Raw genomic sequence first — 15,265 nt, 5'->3', positions numbered from 1 at the left:
AGGAGCTGGTTTAAAGGGACTTTGCTAGAAGCCCATTGGCCCGATTGAAGGGGGCAGGTCAGGTGCTGTGCATAGACTTGCACAATCGCTGATGGACTGGTTTCCGGGCCACGCGGACTATATGGATTCGTCCTTGTCCGCGTGGATCAACGGTAAAACCCATGGTGCTCAGGCTGTGGTACTGCGGCGCAATCTGCGGCACGAGTGTTGATTTGCGCGGAATCTTGACCCACGGGGATTCCGCGCAAATCAACAGTAACGCAGCAGGTCTTCAGTGCGTCCCTCCGATATAAGCTCTTCGGCAGTCTTGTAGCCAAAGGTCGGCAGCGGATCATTGCGATACCAAAACAGCGTACTCCGTATATCTCCGGAGATATCGGTTGCAGCTCGGATGACCCGAAGCGCGTCTCGAAGATACTTTTGCACGCTTTCGGCGCCGGGAAGACGACTGATGGTATTGCGATGGACATGGGCCAGCCGTGCGAGTGTCTGCATATCGATATGCAGGGCGGCCGCGAAGTGTTGCGCCGAGACGATCGGCACAGCGCTCTCCGAGCCCTTCAAAGACGCCAGGAAGTGATCGAAATCGAGGGGGCGTTCGTTGAATCTCGGGACAGACCGGGGTTCATGGAAGCTTTCTCGGCACACACTATGTGCACATTTATAGCACAAGAAGTGCCGACATCGCTGGCCGCTGAAACGCTCATCCATTGTGCTGCCGGTCGCCGAGTTCCGCCGAGGCGCCTCGGTAGGGGCGTGACATTCCGAAGGAAAACTTTTCTGAGAATTTCCGGGGCTGCGGACATCTTTTCTGAGACAAGAAGCATGCGGTGTTCTCAAAAAAGATGTCCAAGTCCTTGATCTATCTAGGGGGCCAAAGACACCTTTTCTGAGAGCCTACACTTGTTATCTGTTGTTTCTCAGAAAAGATGTCTGCGGTCTCAATATGTTGTCTTTGAATAATTGGCTACCGCACGCTCCCGAACTTCCGGGGAAAACCTGGTTGCCTTCTTGCTCATGGCTCAATTGTCTCGAGAGTCGAGGCCACAAAATCCGGCGTGGTTCAGCCCTTTGACGTTCACCCTGTAAAAACGCTGATCTTCGGCGTGGTGCTCACGGTTCACGCAGGCCTCGCGCTCACATAATCCTCTTGGTACTGCCGGTCATGCGAGCACGAGATACAAGATAGTTCCTCGGCGGCGAAATGCCTGGAAGGCGGCGCCGCTCACGACATCAACATCGATGTCCGGCGGCTCGGCCGCGCTTGCAACGGTCTTTTGCCGAACCACTTGCCGAGTACGCCCGTCGTCAGGCTCTCGGCATTCTCTCGGGGCGGCTCAATTCCCTGCTGGCGGCCGGAGCCGACAGGATTCACACTCGATATCGACTGTCGGCTCGGATCGCCGCGACAACGCGCGGCGCAGTGCCATTGCTGCGAGGGCTTGCGCGTACCCCTGCTTCGCGCGGGCAACCCAAGTCGCTCAGTTCACGTTGAAATGCACGCGCACGTCCTGTTGACTCTCGACAGGATGCCCGTTTTCCATCGCAGGGAAAAAGCGCCATCGACGCAGGGTCTCAAGCAGGATTTGATTGAGTCGAGGATTCTGCGTCGGTTTGACAAGATCGATGTCGAACGTGCCGTCTGCGTGGACAAAAAAGCGTGCGACCGCCATTGCCTGATATCCCTGCTCGCGCAAATCGTCGGGTAGTTCGGGCAGCGGCTGCGAAATCAAACGTGCCTGCGCATTGCCCGCCGAGGCTGAATGAGTCGTGGCGGAGTCCGCTTTCGTCGTAGAGGCAGATCGCGCATCGTCGAGTGTCGCATGCGCGGTTTGTGTCTCTGGTGACGCAGTCGGTTGTTGCGTCAGCAGCGCGTCGTGCGATGAAGCCGGATCGAACCGCTTCGCGGCGGCAGCAGGCCGAACCGGCGCGAGCGCCTGCGCTGGCCGCAGCGGCACAGGTTTCGATACGGTGTTTTCGATCGGTGCCGCTTTCGATTTCGCATGCGTGGTGGGTGGCGCACTTGGCGGCAGTTCGACCACCTGCATCTGAATTGAATCCGGGGCGTACGGAGCCGGTTCGTCGCCGGAGAATAGCCGCGTCGAACTCACAAGAAATGCGCCCCAGATCACGCTGGCGAGCGCGATCGTTCCCGCAAACCGACGCCCGTAACGATCGGGCGGCGAACCTGATTCGAGCGCGTTCCTAGTCACGATGAACCGCGATGAGAAAATGCTCGGCCCCGGCCCGCCGGGCTTCAAGCATCACCTGCACGACAAAGCCATGCGTTGCGCCGTCGTCCGCCGCGATCACAATATCGTGATTCCGGCCGAGCAGATGTGCGACGGTACCGTTCACGCGGTCGAGCGACACCGGTTGCCGATTGACGAAGATCTGGTTTGTCCGGCTTATCGCCAGCGTCAATGGCCGATCCGCCTGCAGCTGCTGCGCGTGTCCACGCGGCAGATTGATTCCGACCGCGTCGAGACGTTGCATCGCGAGCGAGGTCAGCATGAATGTCGCAAGCAGGAAAAACATCACGTCGATCATTGGAATGATCTCTATACGGCCGCGCCTCGATGTGCGCGAGCGGCGCAATTTCATGACGACGTCCCCGCCTGCTCGCGCGCCAGCCGCATTTCGGCGAGTTGTTCGTTCGCGAACGATTCAAGATCGTCCATCAATCTGTCGACGCGTCGCGAAAAATAGTTGAATGCGAACAGCGACACTAGCGCGATGACAAGGCCGATCGCAGTCGCGACGAGTGCTTGTGCGATGCCGCCCGACACGCCGGCGGGACTCACGAGCCCGTCGCCGCCAATAAGCCGGAACGAGTGCATCATCCCGACGATAGTGCCGAGCAGGCCGAGCAGCGGTGCGGCCGTGACGATCGTTTCGAGCAGCCAGAGGCCGCGGCTCATGTCGCGTTCGACCTGCTGCGCGGCGGCATCGAGCTTCGCTTCGACGTGCCAGAGCGGCGTCGTACCTTGATCGAAGATCGCAGCGAATCGACGCGTCACGTGTCTCTCCGGCAGTGCGCGAGCAGCGCTGCCGCGCCCGCTCGTGAAGCGCCAGAACACGTATGCACGGTCGAGCGTGATCGCAAGTGCGATGATCGCGAGCGCGCTGAGCGGATAAACGACCCAGCCGCCGATGCGCAACGCATCCGTGAAACCTGCCCATTCATTCATCGTGTGTTACCTCGTGTGAGCCGGAACTCAGAAGTGTTTGGTCAGGCCGGCATAGATCGCGCGCCGAGGCCCGAACTGCGGCGCGCCGACGCCGATGCCCGAGCCGTCCCGCAGTTCATAGACGCGGCCGAACGTATTGATGAGCGAGACGCGCGCGTCGAATTTACCGACGATCGGTTCCTCGAAGTGCTCGAGCACGCCGAGATTGACCTGTGCGTACCATGGCAAGCGATCGGTATTCGCAAAGCCGCTCCGCAGGCCGCTTCCAACGATGCCGTCGGCGCTGAAGGTCGTTTTGCCGAGCGTATACGCACCACCGAACGACGCCGTGATGCGCTGATCGTGATCGAGATACACCCAATTGTTCGCGATGTAGGCGAGCTCGTCGGCGCCGAAGTTGAATTGCGCGGACTCGATGTTCTTGCCCTGTGCGCGGCTATACGCGACGTTCATATACGCGGAAACGTTTCCCTGCTTGTAGCTCGACGTGAATTCGAGACCGTATACGCGACCGTACTGGTAGTTGAACGGCGTGAAGATCAGTGCGGTGCCGAACTGGCCTTCGTCGAGCAGATCGGACACCTTCTTGTAGTATGCGTCGAGCCCGACCGTGAGCGCGGGTGTGAGCCGCTGCGTGATGCCGACGTCGAAATAGTGGCTGCGCTCGGGTTTCACAGGATCGTTCTGCGGGCTCGGGCTCTGGTTCGTCGTTCCATTGAAGGTGCCGATGGTCGAATCGGACACGAGTTCGAACGCCGGAGGCGTGAAATAGCGCGCGTAGCCTGCGTGCAGCGTCGTCGATTCGGTTGGCTGATAGACAAGGCCGATACGCGGACTCAACTGGCCGGCCTGCACGTATTCGTTCATGCGATCGATACGCAGGCCGTAATTCAGCGTCAGCTTTGGCGTGATCTTCCACTCGTCCTGCGCGTAGAGGCTATATAGATAGCCCGACTTGTCGTTCGAATCCGAAATCGTGGTCGGCTGATCCGACAGCTGATTGCCATTTGCGTCAACAGGAAATACTGCGACGTTGTTGGTGAAGACCGCATGCTCGCGCTCGAACATCAGGCCGGCACGCAGTGTATGGCTGTCGTTCAGTCGATACGTGAAGTCCGCCTGGACACCGTTCGCGCGGTTGCTGTGGAAGTCGTCGGACGCGACGCCGTTGAAGATCAGATCGCCGACCGGATCGGGATTGAATTTCGTGCGTGTGTAGCGCGTGAAGAGCGCAACCTGGTAGTCGAGCGCACCGCCGTTCGTGCCTTGCAAGGCGAGCACGGAAAAGTTGTTCAGTTCCGCCTGCGTTTCGTTGAGCGCGGCCGAGTCGAATGTCGAGTTCCCGTTGAGCGTGAACGCCGGCGCGATGCCGGGGGTATTCGGGATCTCGAAGCGATTGCTCGTAGTGCCGAACATCAGGCTCGCGCGCGTGAGTGGATTCAGCAGATACGACATGTAGCCGAACGCGTTGCCTTGCCGCGTGTGGTCGTGCAGCGGATTTCCATTCGACGTCGGCGCCTCGATGCCGAGATTGTTTTCGCCGAGCGTGCCGGAAAAGTAATAGCTGAACGGGCCGTTCGAACCGAATACGTCGGCGCTCGTCTGAATCGTCTGGTGACTGCCGCCGTAGACGTCGATCGTGCCGCCGTTGCCGGTGTCGCCGGATTTCGTGCGAATGTCGACGACGCCGGCCGTCCGGTAGCCGTATTGTGCGGGCAGCGCGCCGGTGACGAGGTTCACCTGGTCGATGATCCGCGAGTCGAGCGACTGGCCGAAGCCGCTGATCGGCTCGGGAATGATGATGCCGTTCAGCCGGTACTGCAGGTTCGCGTGATCGCCACGCACATGCAGTTGCCCGAACGAATCGTAGGCAACGCCCGGCGCTTGCAGCAGCACCTGATTGAGCGGTGTGTTCTCGCCTTGAGGCAGTGTCTCGATGTCGGCCCGCGAGAACCGGTAGACGCTGGCGCCGACTTCCGGCAGCAGCCCGTTGCGCGCGCGATCGAGCCGTTTCGCGTTCACCGTCACGTCCAGCGTGCCAGCGTCCTTGCCGAGCGTTACGTCGACCGGGGCAGGTGCCTTGCCTTGTGCGACTGTCGAAATGCTCGTGCCGGTCGCGTATCCAGGCGCGTCGACGACCGCCGCATAGGTGCCGGGCGCGACATTGTCGAACCGGAAGTGGCCCTCGGCGCCGGACTGCGCGTGTGCGACCGCATGGCCGTCAGCATCCTGGAGCGTGATCCGGGCGTGTGCGAGCGCGTGACCTTGCTTGTCGGCGACGGTGCCGGCAAGGGTCGCGCCGGCATCGGCGGCGAAGGCTTCAGCCTGGAGGAACGCGGCGAACGCCAGAATGGCGGCCTGAGACAGTAGCAGGCGGTTGATTTTCATTGTGCGTATCGGGGGATGGGGTCATTTTTTCCCGCGAGAGCACGCTGAAAGGCACATCGAAATGACTGGATACGTTATAACATATCATTTCTGGGGCGCCATTTCTCGTCTACGGGAAACCTCTTGCCGGCATGAGCAAACAGGATGCGCGCGTCACGCCAAGGTCGAGATGATATAACATTGCATTCTGTGTGCACAATGTTCCTGTTTGTTGCAGGTCGGTGAGTTTCGCTCGGCGCAGCCATGCCGACTGGCCCTCATGGTCGGTCGGGAGTATTGTTAGGAGGCGTGCCACGCGTTCCGGTTTCGTTTCCTGATGGCGCAGATCTGCGCCAGGCAGGTTTCCTCGTCAAGGCCATCTTTCGATGGGGTATCGACAGATAGTCGTCGAATGTTCCCGTGCGGACAAAGGAGACAAGCATGAGCCCATGCAACGAACCTCATCATGCTCACCATGACCATCAGCATGGCCCGGGCTGCGGACACACCGCAATCAAGCACGGCGACCACGTTGACTATCTGCACGATGGCCATTTACATCATCCGCATGGCGATCATGTCGACGAACACAAGGTCGAGGTCAGTACAAACAATCCGGACCAGTGCACGCCGGGCTGCGGCGGCCATGAACCGGGCCACGTCCACGGCCCCGGCTGTGGGCACGAGCGGGTGCCGCATGGCGATCACGTCGACTACCTGGTCAACGGCCGTCTTCATCACCCGCATGGCGATCATTGCGACGACCACGGTTCGGTGGAACTCGCCTGAGCGGTATCGAAGTGCGGCGGGGAGTCGGATCCCTGCTGCCTTCTCGGACGCCGACAGGTGCATCAGGTGTGCCGATATCGCCAAGGCTGAAGGCACGCTTTCCTTGCCCCCTGTTTGGCGGCGAACTGCCCTTCATTGAAGGCGTATTCGTCCGGATTGTGCAGGATCTTGCAGTGGCTGCCTGTCGCGGCGCTCCAAGTAAGGCCGCGCGATGGCATAGCGTATGCGCCAACGTAGATCGTGCAATGCACTGATCAATAAACACTTTCTTGATCAAAGCGCCATTTTCCGCGCGATTCGGATGAATGCTCCATCAAGTCAGCTTTGCTGACGCCCTGCCTCTGATTTCAAAACGTCTCGAGGATGGACCATCGGACGTGCATTAAATGAAGATCGCGAACACCGAGGGCGCCGGGCCCATCCGGGGCGTGACTGCCGGTCTTGTTTTGGCTGCCGTGGGGCTTGCTATGGGTGTCACTCCCAAGCTTCTGCAAAGCACCGGCACGCTGAGCGATTTCGTCGCGTCAGTCGTTCAAAAGGTTGCCCCATGGAGGTCAAGCGAGTGGCGCTTTGAGCGCTTGTGGCACGCCAGGCAGTGCGATAACCCGTTCAGTCATTGTGGCAAGACGACGATCGCCAGCCCGGCCGATCGGGCACGTCCGGGCTGGCCCATCTAGACTGGCATATCAAAAAGGCAGCCTGGATTAGCGGTACTGGCTGGCGGACCGGCGCGGTGCGCACAGCGCGCACCGTTTGCGGCGCTATTCGTCGATTTACTCGTCAAGCTGTCGTACGGCGCGCAGAGGATGAGCCTGAGCCGCGGCAAGCGTCTCGGCCTGCTTCGTGAAGCCGGCTAGCAAGTCCTCCATGGCTTTCACCACGGGTGGCGGAGCAGTCTTCAGCGAGCCGGCATTGAAGGGCGGCTCGGGATCGTATTCGCTGACCAACTGTGTGCATTCAGCGTAGGTCCGGTCGCGCAATTCGGCGAGCATCGTCAATCCGAAATCGAGTCCGGCCGTGACGCCCGCTCCGGTGACCCGATTGCGGTCGCGTACCACGCGAGCGTCGGTCGGAATTGCGCCATAGTCGGCCAACACATGGCGCACCGACCAATGTGACGTCGCCTTGTAGCCCTGCAGCAGACCCGCCGCACCCAGGATCAGTGAACCGGAGCAGACGCTGGTGACGTACTTCGCGCGCGCACCGCGATCGCGCATGAACGCCAGCGTTACGGGATCGCTGGCCGCCACCAGCGTGCCGTCGGTGCCGCCCGGCGTAAACAGCACGGTGAGGTCACGCGGGCAGGTATCGAACGTAGCGGTCGGCACGATGGTCACACCGGCGTCGCTCGTCACCGGCTCCAGCGTCTTGGCGACCAGGTGAATCTTGGCCCCCATCAGCGCACCGAACATGCTTTGCGGCCCGATCAGATCCATCACGGTCATCCCTGGATACATCAGCATCGCGATTTGCTCGTGGCCTTCCCAGTGGACCTTGTTCATCTCCGGGCCCATGTCGGGCATCGTCATCGTGTGCTCGGGTTGCGGATCCTGGGCAGCGGCATTCATTGCGAATGGCGCGAGCAGCGTCATGAGCACGATATTCCGGCGGTTAATGTCTGTCATTTCGGTTTCCTCAGATGCTTGCCTTAAGTGTCAGGTAGACGGAACGCGGTTGAACCGGCATGACTACCGGGAAGGAGAGATATTCGTAGGGCGCGTACACATGACGATTGGCCAGGTTCACGGCCGATACGCCGATCGTATAGCGCCCGAAGCTGTATTCCGCTTGCGCGTCGAACAACGCGTAGCCGGGTACGGAGACGGTGTTCGGCAACGTCACCTCGCGGGCGCCGAATGCGGTTATGCCGGCACCGAACGACAGGCCGCGCGCGGTACCGTTCAAGACGCGATAACGCAGCGCGATACGCCCGCTCTGCTTCGGCACGCGCGCAAGCGTGTCGCCGACCGGGATCGCATTGTCCTCGGTCACCGTGGCGCGCGTGTAGGCGTAGGTCATCAGCATCGAAAACGCGGATGTGGGTTCCCATACCAGGTCGGTCTCGAATCCGCGTGCGCGCTGCTGGCCCGCCTGAATCGAGTAAAGGGGATTGTTCGGATCGGGGGTGGCGACGTTTTCGCGGGTCTGCTGGAACACGGCAAGCGTGCCGGACAGGCCGATGTCGGTCCGCGCCAGTTTCAGCCCGGCCTCGACGTTGCGGGACGTTTCCGGTTTCGGTGAACCGAGCCCGACGTAGCCGAATGCAGCCCGGAAGGCCGTCGAATATGCGGCGTACACGGCTATGCCCTGCGTCAGATCGAAACTCGCGCCGATGCGCGGCGAGACGTGATGGTAGGTATCGTTGGTGCCCTGTTCCGTCTCGTGGAATCTGAGTTGCGTGAAGCGCAGCGAGCCGGTCAGATGAAACCGACCGTAGGTGGCCTGATCCTGCACATACGCGGCGATCGTCTCGTAGCGGTCGGTCTGCGTCAACGTGAGCGGGGCGAGTGGGCCGAAGGCGAGATCGTAGGCCGGTCGTGCGAGATTCTGCGAGCCGACTGGCACGCCCGTGAAGCCCATGTCCGACGAGAAGTCGGTGTGGTCGTAGTTGATGCCGACGAGCAGTTCGTGGCGCCCGCCCAGCGCATTGACCTTCGTCTGCAGATTGGCATCGAAGGTCGCTTCGCTGGTGCTCGTCTGCATGTTGAGCGGCAGGATCGGGTACGTGGTCGGTGTGGCCGGATCGGGCGCGTAGAGGCTCGGGTAGACGAAGCTGCCGTATTCGGGAATGCTGTTGTGGTAATAGCGTCCGCTGACACTCAGCTTCAGGTTGTCATTGAACTCGTGTTGAAGCTGAACCGTTGCGATCTGGCTGTCGAATGTGGTCCGCTGCTGCCCGATCGGTGCACCTGGGAACGCGTACCGATCGAGTTGGCCGGCCAGAGCCTGCGACGCCGGCAGGCCCGAGTATTCGAGCTGGCTGCTGTGGTTAAACTGCCCTTGTACGAGCAGGGTGGTGCGCGGGTCGAGCTTGAACAGCACGCTCGGCTTGATCGACCACTTGTCGCTCTTGACCTGATCGATCCAGCTTCCGGCGTGCTCGTACTCGCCTGCGATGCGTGCGTCGATTGAAGACGTCAGCGCGCCCGTCAGGTCGAAATACGGATTGACGGTGCCATAACTTCCCGTGCGCATCGCCACGTAACCGCTGCGCTTGGTCTGCGGCAGTTCCGACTGGATATTGATCAGGCCGCCCAACGGGGAGCCAAGCCCGCCACCATACAAAGTCGACGATGGCCCCTTGAGTACATCGATCTGCTGGATGCCGACGAGGCTCGCGGGGCTGTTAGCGGCACTCATGCCGTACATCGGCAAACCGTCAAGGTAGATCTCGGCCGGAAAGCCGCGCACGATATTCGCGGTCAGACCATTTTCCGCAGGTTGGCTCGGCATTACGCCCGACACGTTCGCAAGTGCGTCGGCCAGCGTGCGGGCGTCCTGTTCCTCGATCAGTTTTCGCGGCACCACCTGCACCGATTGCGGCACGTTGATCAGGGGCGTATCGGTGCGCGTCGCGGATTCGCTGTCGAGTGCCGTATCCGTTGTAGTGAAGCGGTAACGATGGCTTGTGACGCTGATGGCAGGTAACTCGATGTCGGCCGACGGTCCAGACTGGATGTCGATCTGCGTACCGACAGCGGGTATTGGCTGTTGGGGCAATGGCGATGAATTCGAGGCGATGGATTGTGCATGCCCCGCGAGCGAGAAAGCTGCTAGCGAGGCGGTCGTGACCAATTTCAGATCTAGCATGATAGGAATGTGTGCGCTTGGTCATGCGATCGCCGACATGTGGCTGGAAGTCGCTGGAATGTCGATTGCCATGCACATGTGAACCTCCCGTGCAATCACGAGCCACGTCAGTTAATGAGCGAGGAGGAACGGCAGATCTACTCGCGTCTGATTAGTGGCGCGAGGTTATTTGGAATGGACGAGCTGAAACGCCGCGCGAGTGCGCGACATTGCAGAACGCTCACGGATCAAATGATTCGACTAGGAAAGCGCAGTGAAGGGTGGCGCACGAGCGCCGAACGGGCCGAACGTCGCTGTGACGGCAGGACATGCGTCGTTGGCTGGGCGTGGGACCCGCGTGCTGGTGATACTTTGCAGCCAGTATGCCGTGACGAGCACGGTGACGGCAACGCTAATGGCCAGCGTCGCACTGAAGGGGCAGATGTCGCCAGAATGCGAATGATCCGCATGCGATTCGGCACTCCCGAGTGCATTGGCCAGGTCGGACGCGGCAACCGTTGCCGCGGGAGCGGCGCTTATTGCCACGGTGTCGTCGAGCAGCGCTCCGTGGCCGCTGCAGATCACGAGATCGCCAATGTTCGCACTCGTGCTCGGGGAGAGCATCAAACCGGGCGGTAGTAGCAGGCGGAACGCGACGACCAGCAGTAGCAACGAGGCAACGGCGGGATGCGTCAAACGCTGCGCAAGCAGTTGACGTAAGCGGATCATGGCGCCCGTATTGTAGTCGCTTCACAAGCGATTCGAAATATACAGGCCCGACTGCGCTGCTTCGTCGTCTGATCGGCGCGATATACGCCCGCGGCATGAGCGTGCGCGAGATTCGGGGATTTCCGGCCGAGCACTGTGGCACCTAGGTTTCGCACGACTTCATCAGATCGGTCACCGACGAGGTGATGACCGAAGCGCTGAGCTGGCAAAACCGTCCGCTTGAGCCGATGTATCCAGTGGTGTTCTTCGATGGGATTTCCGGGAATTCCCCCGTGCCCAAGGACATCTTTTTCGAGGCAAGCGTCATGCTGCCGTATCGGAAACCGGACCGACTCCCGATTTTTCGAGGGTCTCAAAGCCCATTTTCCGAGAACCTACGATAGCTTCGGAGGCGGGACGCCGCTCAATGCTTCTTCGTCGTCCCTTTCACGCGGCCCCCCCTCATTCGTGACACCGGCATCGATATCCGCCGGGAACGCCGGCCGCGCCGGCGCCTCAGTCGTCTTCGTCGTTCCCCGCGCGAACCGCTTCGTCCAGCTGTTTCATGTTCTCGAGCAGTTTCAGCAGGTAGTGCAGCGCATGGGTAACGTCGTCGGTCGAAAAATCGTGCAGAACCTGCTCGTAATAGTTGTGAATTTTCGGCGTCACCTGGTGCAGCCACAGCTCTCGGCCGGACGGCGTCATCGTGATGAGTCGCGAGCGACGGTCCTGACTGCTGGCCACCCCGATCACGTGCCCGTCACGTTCCATGCGGCTGATTAATCCAGACAAATTCTGCCGGCTCACCATCAGATAGCGGGCAAGGTCTCCCACGCTCATCCCCTGTTCGACCTGCGAGCGGGACAGCGCGCCGAGGACTGCCCACTGCTGTGTCGTCAGCCCCTCGGCCTCGACCGCTCGCGTCCCTGTTTTGTGCAACATGTTTGCACATTGATAGAGGCGAAAGAATAGCCGGTTCGCGAGCTCGATTCGTGCGTTTTCGCCAGTATTTTCCGCGTTAACCAAGGGATTCTCCTAGTGTCGCCGTTCTTGTTTCCGCAGCGGTGTCCGCCTAGTATACGTCAACATATTGACGTATATGGGTCCTTGAGGCGGTACGTGAAAAAGGGCAATGGTAACGCTTGCAACCGATGGAGACGATTGTGCAGAGACTCGAAGGCAAGACGGTCATCGTGACCGGTGGCGGCGGAGGTATCGGTGGCGCGACGTGCCGTCGCTTCGCGGCGGAAGGGGCACGGGTGGCCGTGCTGGATCTATCGATCGAGGCGGCCGGAAACGTGGCCGACGGGATTCGCGCGGCTGGCGGTATTGCCCGGGCGGTCCGCTGCGACATCACCGAGCGCAATGACGTGGACGAGGCGCTGGCCGCTACCGAGGCCGAGCTCGGTCCTGTCGACGTGCTGGTCAACAACGCAGGCTGGGACGTATTCAAGCCGTTCACGAAGACGGAGCCGGCGGAATGGGCGCGCCTGATCGCCATCAACCTGACGGGCGCGCTTCACCTGCACCATGCGGTGCTGCCGGGCATGGTGCGGCGCAAGAGCGGCCGTATCGTCAACATCGCATCGGACGCCGCGCGTGTCGGCTCGTCCGGCGAAGCGGTGTACGCGGCATGCAAGGGCGGACTGGTGTCGTTCTCCAAGACGATCGCACGTGAGCATGCGCGTCACGGCATCACGGTGAACGTCGTCTGCCCGGGCCCGACCGACACGGCGCTGTTTGCCGAATACAAGGAAGGGGCGGGCAATCCGGAAAAGCTGATGGAGGCCTTCCAGCGCTCGATTCCGCTAGGGCGGATCGGCCAGCCCGACGATCTGCCGGGCGCGATCCTCTTCTTCGCCAGCGGCGACGCCGGCTTCATCACGGGACAGGTACTGAGCGTGTCCGGCGGCCTGACCATGGCGGGCTGATCCCGCTTTCTGCAAGGAATCAATCATGAACTACGAAGACATTCTGTTCGAAGTCCGAAACGGTGCGGCATGGATCACGATCAACCGGCCCGACAAGATGAACGCATTTCGCGGCCGCACCTGCGACGAGCTGATCCATGCGATCAACAAGGCGGGCTACTCGCGAGAGATCGGCGTGATCGTGCTCGCGGGGGCGGGCGACAAGGCGTTCTGCACCGGCGGGGACCAGTCGGCCCACGAAGGGCAGTACGACGGTCGCGGAACGATCGGCCTGCCGATGGAGGAACTGCACAACGCGATTCGTGACGTGCCGAAACCGGTGATCGCCCGTGTACAGGGCTATGCGGTCGGCGGTGGCAACGTGCTGTGCACGATTTGCGATTTCACGATCGCGTCGGAGAAGGCGATCTTCGCGCAGGCGGGGCCGAAGGTCGGATCGGTCGATCCGGGCTACGGGACGGCGTTTCTGGCGCGCGTGGTCGGCGAGAAGAAGGCGCGCGAGATCTGGTACCTGTGCCGTCGCTACCCCGCATCGGAGGCGCTCGCGATGGGTCTCGTGAATGCGGTCGTGCCGCATGACCAGCTCGACGCGGAGGTGCAGAAGTGGTGCGACGAGATCATGGAGAAGAGCCCGACCGCGCTCGCGATCGCGAAGCGCTCGTTCAACATGGACACGGCACACCAGGCAGGCATCGCAGGGATGGGCATGTATGCGCTGAAACTCTACTACGACACCGAAGAGTCGCGCGAAGGCGTAAAGGCCTTCCAGGAGAAGCGCAAGCCCGAGTTCCGCAAGTACGCGAAATAACCTCGCAGCCCCGACGGCACGGCCCGCGCCTGCGCATTGCGGGTTGCGCGGGCCGGCCCGATCACCGGAGACAACATGAATCCCTATCTCGATGAAGACCTCGTTGCGCTCGGCGAACATGCGCGACGCTTTGCGCAAGGGCGCATCGCCCCAGGCTTTCTGGAGCGCGACCGCTCCCGCGTGCTCGACCGGGCGCTGATGCTCGAGATGGGGCGGATGGGGTTCATTGCGCCGGAAATGCCGGAGCAGTATGGCGGTCAGGGCCTCGGTTGCATTGCGGCGGGTGTCATCCACGAGGAGATCGCGCGGGCAGATTTGAGTCTGTCCTACATCAACCTCCTGGCGTCGCTGAACGGACAGATTCTCGCGCAGCACGCCGTGCCGGAGGTTGCCGGGCCGTGGCTGGAGCGATTGACCCAAGGCAAGGCGCTGCTGGCGATCGCATTGACGGAGCCACGCGGCGGCTCCGATGCCGCGAACCTGCGCCTGCGCATGGAGCGGGTCGGCGATCACTACGTGCTGAACGGCGAAAAGACCTCGATCTCGGCCGCGGATCAGGCGGACGCGGCCGTGGTGTTCGCCCGAACGGGCACGGTCGAGGCGGGCGCGCGCGGGGTATCCGCGATGCTGGTGCCGATGGACCTGCCGGGGATCACGCGCAGCCGCTTCGATTGCCACGGTCAGCGCGCGATCGGTCGCGGGTCGATCTTCTTCGAGAACGTGCGAGTGCCCGCCGATCATCTGTTGGGCGACGAAGGAAACGGCTTCGTGCAGGTGATGCAGGGCTTCGATTTCTCGCGCGCGCTGATCGGCCTGCAGGTGCTGGCGGTGGCGAAGGTCAGTCTCGAGGAGACGTGGGAGTACGTCGCGCAGCGCGAAGCGTTCGGCAAGCCGCTCGCCGCATTCCAGGGGGTATCTCATCCGCTGGCCGATTTCGAGACCCAGGTGGCGGCCGCCCGCCTGCTGTGCCTGCAGACGCTCTGGCTGAAGGACCGCGGCCTGCCGCATACGGCCGAGGCGGCGATGTGCAAGTGGTGGGGCCCGAAGCTGGCCTACGACGTGGTGCACCAGTGTCTCTTGTCGTTCGGCCACGGTGGCTACGACCGCGGGCCGATGGAGCAGCGCCTGCGCGACGTGCTGGGTTTTCAGATCGGCGACGGCACGGCCCAGATCATGAAGACGATCATCGCCCGCACGCGGGCCGGACGCGATGCGGTGCCGGCATAAGCACGGAACCGACGCGCAAGACAATTTCGGAGACACGACATGGAGTTCGACGCCGTTCTGATCCCCCCGCGACGATCGACGAGCATCGCCCGCGGATGGTGGCGCGACAGGACCATCAACGACGAGCTTGACGCATGTGTTGCCGCGTGCCCGGACAAGATCGCGCTCGTTGCGACTTCCGTCGAGGATGGCGCGACGACCCGCTTCACCTATCGGGAAATGGCCACGATGGCGGACCGGATTGCGGTCGGGCTCGCCCGCCTCGGCGTTGGCCGCAACGATGTCGTGTCTGTGCAGCTGCCGAACTGGTGGCAGTTCACGCTGACGTATCTCGCCTGCTCGCGCATCGGTGCCGTCATGAATCCGTTGATGCACATCTTCCGCGAGCGTGAGCTGTCGTTCATGCTGAACCATAGCCGCAGCAAGGTCATGATCGTGCCGAAGTTGTTTCGCGG

At 61.6% G+C, this 15,265-nt stretch carries 15 protein-coding genes and 1 pseudogene; 7 read left to right on the top strand and 9 right to left on the bottom strand.

Going from position 1 to position 15,265, the window contains the following annotated elements:
* Window positions 1–249: 249 nt before the first annotated feature.
* The 5 genes from J7024_RS33460 to J7024_RS33440 form a co-directional block, all read right to left on the bottom strand.
* Entirely contained in the window at window positions 250–543 is a 294-nt protein-coding gene (locus tag J7024_RS33460; protein WP_390680125.1) for a DUF2384 domain-containing protein, read from the bottom strand.
* A gap of 938 nt (window positions 544–1,481) precedes the next feature.
* A complete protein-coding gene (locus J7024_RS33455) occupies window positions 1,482–2,213 on the bottom strand; it encodes an energy transducer TonB (protein ID WP_233410060.1) in 732 nt (243 codons plus the stop codon).
* Window positions 2,206–2,604 (bottom strand): ExbD/TolR family protein, encoded by a 399-nt coding sequence (locus J7024_RS33450; RefSeq protein ID WP_124830894.1) that lies wholly within the window; start codon window positions 2,602–2,604, stop codon window positions 2,206–2,208. The genes J7024_RS33455 and J7024_RS33450 overlap by 8 nt, the downstream gene beginning before the upstream one ends.
* Window positions 2,601–3,191, bottom strand: a complete 591-nt coding sequence (locus tag J7024_RS33445) for a MotA/TolQ/ExbB proton channel family protein (protein ID WP_124830893.1) — start codon at window positions 3,189–3,191, stop codon at window positions 2,601–2,603. Before J7024_RS33445 ends, J7024_RS33450 begins: the two co-directional genes overlap by 4 nt.
* A gap of 27 nt (window positions 3,192–3,218) precedes the next feature.
* Window positions 3,219–5,579: a TonB-dependent receptor gene (locus J7024_RS33440; protein ID WP_124830892.1), complete on the bottom strand. Its 2,361-nt coding sequence runs from the start codon at window positions 5,577–5,579 to the stop codon at window positions 3,219–3,221.
* Window positions 5,580–5,999: 420 nt separating this feature from the next.
* On the opposite strand from J7024_RS33440, the gene J7024_RS33435 reads away from it, so the two are divergent.
* Together J7024_RS33435 and J7024_RS33430 are read left to right on the top strand one after the other, a co-directional pair.
* Window positions 6,000–6,347 (top strand): hypothetical protein, encoded by a 348-nt coding sequence (locus tag J7024_RS33435; RefSeq protein WP_124830891.1) that lies wholly within the window; start codon window positions 6,000–6,002, stop codon window positions 6,345–6,347.
* Window positions 6,348–6,733: 386 nt separating this feature from the next.
* On the top strand, window positions 6,734–7,024 hold the full coding sequence (locus J7024_RS33430; RefSeq protein ID WP_175752619.1) for a hypothetical protein: 291 nt from the start codon (window positions 6,734–6,736) through the stop codon (window positions 7,022–7,024).
* Window positions 7,025–7,120: 96 nt separating this feature from the next.
* Here J7024_RS33430 and J7024_RS33425 read toward each other — a convergent pair whose 3' ends face one another.
* The 3 genes from J7024_RS33425 to J7024_RS33415 form a co-directional block, all read right to left on the bottom strand.
* A complete protein-coding gene (locus J7024_RS33425; protein WP_124830889.1) occupies window positions 7,121–7,972 on the bottom strand; it encodes a DJ-1/PfpI family protein in 852 nt (283 codons plus the stop codon).
* 10 nt (window positions 7,973–7,982) lie between these two features.
* Window positions 7,983–10,157: a TonB-dependent siderophore receptor gene (locus tag J7024_RS33420; protein ID WP_124830888.1), complete on the bottom strand. Its 2,175-nt coding sequence runs from the start codon at window positions 10,155–10,157 to the stop codon at window positions 7,983–7,985.
* A 240-nt stretch (window positions 10,158–10,397) separates the two neighbouring features.
* Window positions 10,398–10,865 (bottom strand): DUF2946 family protein, encoded by a 468-nt coding sequence (locus tag J7024_RS33415; RefSeq protein ID WP_175752613.1) that lies wholly within the window; start codon window positions 10,863–10,865, stop codon window positions 10,398–10,400.
* Window positions 10,866–10,942: 77 nt separating this feature from the next.
* Here J7024_RS33415 and J7024_RS33410 point away from each other — a divergent pair.
* Window positions 10,943–11,122 (top strand): annotated as a pseudogene (locus J7024_RS33410) (transposase); the annotation flags it as partial.
* Between the two features lie 238 nt (window positions 11,123–11,360).
* On the opposite strand, the gene J7024_RS33405 reads toward J7024_RS33410, so the two are convergent.
* On the bottom strand, window positions 11,361–11,870 hold the full coding sequence (locus tag J7024_RS33405; RefSeq protein ID WP_233410061.1) for a MarR family winged helix-turn-helix transcriptional regulator: 510 nt from the start codon (window positions 11,868–11,870) through the stop codon (window positions 11,361–11,363).
* Window positions 11,871–12,007: 137 nt separating this feature from the next.
* Here J7024_RS33405 and badH point away from each other — a divergent pair, with 137 nt between their 5' ends.
* The 4 genes from badH to J7024_RS33385 all read left to right on the top strand — a co-directional run.
* Complete coding sequence (gene badH, locus J7024_RS33400) at window positions 12,008–12,775, top strand: 2-hydroxycyclohexanecarboxyl-CoA dehydrogenase (protein WP_124830895.1); 768 nt, start codon at window positions 12,008–12,010, stop codon at window positions 12,773–12,775.
* A 25-nt stretch (window positions 12,776–12,800) separates the two neighbouring features.
* Complete coding sequence (gene badI / locus J7024_RS33395) at window positions 12,801–13,583, top strand: 2-ketocyclohexanecarboxyl-CoA hydrolase (protein WP_098554445.1); 783 nt, start codon at window positions 12,801–12,803, stop codon at window positions 13,581–13,583.
* Between the two features lie 75 nt (window positions 13,584–13,658).
* A complete protein-coding gene (gene aliB, locus J7024_RS33390) occupies window positions 13,659–14,810 on the top strand; it encodes a cyclohexanecarboxyl-CoA dehydrogenase (RefSeq protein WP_124830887.1) in 1,152 nt (383 codons plus the stop codon).
* A 39-nt stretch (window positions 14,811–14,849) separates the two neighbouring features.
* Window positions 14,850–15,265: AMP-binding protein (locus J7024_RS33385; protein ID WP_234745851.1), on the top strand; the 416-nt coding region annotated here is incomplete at its 3' end.

The organism is Burkholderia sp. WTPI3 (assembly GCF_021483755.1).
Classification (GTDB): Bacteria; Pseudomonadota; Gammaproteobacteria; order Burkholderiales; family Burkholderiaceae; genus Burkholderia.
The sequence above is the reverse complement of the archived record's forward strand: the minus strand, read 5'-3'. Positions and strand labels throughout refer to the sequence as shown.